The sequence below is a fragment of the Sphingomonas sp. genome (assembly GCF_036387595.1).
Taxonomy (GTDB): Bacteria; Pseudomonadota; Alphaproteobacteria; order Sphingomonadales; family Sphingomonadaceae; genus Sphingomonas.
In genome coordinates this window covers 1-2,132 of sequence record NZ_DASVTL010000055.1, presented here as the reverse complement: position 1 = coordinate 2,132, position 2,132 = coordinate 1, and the positions used below count along the sequence as shown (strand labels likewise).

Sequence of the window (2,132 nt, the reverse complement as noted above, 5' to 3'; positions counted from 1 at the left end):
TGACGCGCGATGTTGCCCCCGCGCCCCGCGCCCGCCATATCCGCGCCGTGACCCTCGCCCTCCCCCAGATCCGCTATCCCGCGCTCGTCTCGCTGCTGCTCGGCGCGGTTGCCGCGACCGGCTTCGCGCCGCTCGACTTCTGGCCGCTGACCCTCGTCGCCTTCGCCCTGTGGATGGGAATCGTGCATGCGGCGGCGACATGGCAGCGCGCGCTGTGGCTCGGCTGGGTGTTCGGGGTCGGGCATTTCACGATCAACAACAACTGGTTCCAGCACGCGTTCGATTTCCAGGACAAGATGCCACCGGTGCTCGGCTATTTCGCAGCGGTCGGCCTCGCGCTCTATCTCGCGGTCTTCCCCGCATTCACCGCGGCGATCGCCTGGCGGTTCGGCCGCGGCGAGCGCCCCGACACCGCTTATGCGCTGGCCTTCGCCGCGGCATGGATCGCGACCGAATGGCTGCGGTCGGTGCTGTTCACCGGCTATGCCTGGGATCCGCTCGGGGTGATCTGGCTGCCCAAGATCGGTGTCGCGCGGCTGAGCGCCTGGATCGGCACCTATGCCTTGTCCGGCGTCACCGTATTCGCCGCCGGGTCGCTGCTGCTGATCCGCCGCCGCGTCGCGGTGCCCGCGGTCACCGCCGCGCTGCTCGCCTTCGCCGCCGCCTCCGCCCGCTGGACCGACGCGCCGCCCCCCGCACCAGGCACGCCACTGGTGAGGATCGTCCAGCCCAACATCAGCCAGAACGAGCGTGGCGAGGAAGACGGCGAGCGCGTGCTGACCGCCCTGTCGAAACTGTCGGGCAAGCCCGGCCCCGTCCCGCGCCTGATCGTCTGGCCCGAGGGCGTGGTGCGTGACTTCCTCGAAAGCGGCTACCCGTCCTATATCTACGATGGCGCCAGCCCATTGCTCACCCGCTGGCGTCTTGCGCGGTTGCTGGGCCCACGCGACCTGCTGCTGACCGGCGGCACCGCGCTGCGGTTCGATGCCGCGCAAGATGTCGTCGGGGCGAGCAATTCGGTGTTCGCGGTCACCCCGGATGCGCGCATCGCGGGTCGCTACGACAAGGCGCACCTCGTCCCCTATGGCGAATACCTCCCCTTGCCCTGGCTGCTGAGGCCGCTCGGGCTGGCGCGGCTGGTGCCCGGCGACATCGATTTCGACGACGGTCCCGGACCCGCCAATCTCAATCTGCCGGGTTTCGGCAGCATCGGCATCCAGATCTGCTACGAGATCATCTTCTCGGGGCAGGTGGTCGATCGTGCGCACCGGCCGCGGCTGTTGTTCAACCCATCGAACGATGCATGGTTCGGCAAATGGGGTCCGCCGCAGCATCTGGCGCAGGCGAGGATGCGCGCGATCGAGGAAGGGCTGCCGATCGTCCGCGCCACCCCGACCGGCATTTCCGCGGTGATCGCGGCGGACGGTCGGCTCGTCGCGCAGATCCCGCACGAGACCGCGGGCGGCGTCGACGTGCCGATCCCGCCGGCGCTGCAAACGACCTTCTTTGCGCGAATGGGCAACCGCACTGCCGCTGCGGTGGCGCTGCTCTTCGCGGTTCTGGCCGTTGCCATCCGCCGGCGTGCGCGGTAGAGGAGATATAAAGCTTTCTTTATATCAACTAGAGAGATCCATGCGCAGCAGCTTCATCTTCACGTCAGAATCGGTCTCCGAGGGTCATCCCGACAAGGTCGCCGACCAGATCAGCGATTCGATCGTCGACCTGTTCCTGTCCAAGGATCCCGAGGCGCGGGTCGCGTGCGAGACGCTGACCACCACGCAGCTGGTCGTCCTCGCCGGTGAGATCCGCGGCAAGGGCATCATGGATGCCGACGGTAACTGGGCGGAGGGCGTGAAGGACGAGATCGAGCACGCCGTCCGAAACACCGTGAAGCGCATCGGCTACGAACAGTCGGGCTTCCACTGGAAGACCTTCCGTTTCGAGAACAACCTTCATCCGCAATCCGCGCACATCGCGATGGGCGTCGACGAGAGCGGCAACAAGGACGAGGGCGCGGGCGATCAGGGCATCATGTTCGGCTACGCGACCGACGAGACGCCCGGCCTGATGCCTGCCACGCTGTACTACAGCCACAAGATCCTCGAAAAGATGGCCGCCGACCGCCATTCCGG

2 protein-coding genes are annotated in these 2,132 nt (G+C 67.4%); both read left to right on the top strand.

All coding sequences use genetic code 11. The features are described from left to right. Positions 1-47: 47 nt before the first annotated feature. Complete coding sequence (gene lnt / locus VF643_RS04245; RefSeq protein ID WP_331042127.1) at positions 48-1,592, top strand: apolipoprotein N-acyltransferase; 1,545 nt, start codon at positions 48-50, stop codon at positions 1,590-1,592. A 40-nt stretch (positions 1,593-1,632) separates the two neighbouring features. After that, on the top strand, positions 1,633-2,132 hold a 500-nt coding region (locus tag VF643_RS04240; RefSeq protein ID WP_331042126.1), incomplete at its 3' end, for an S-adenosylmethionine synthetase N-terminal domain-containing protein.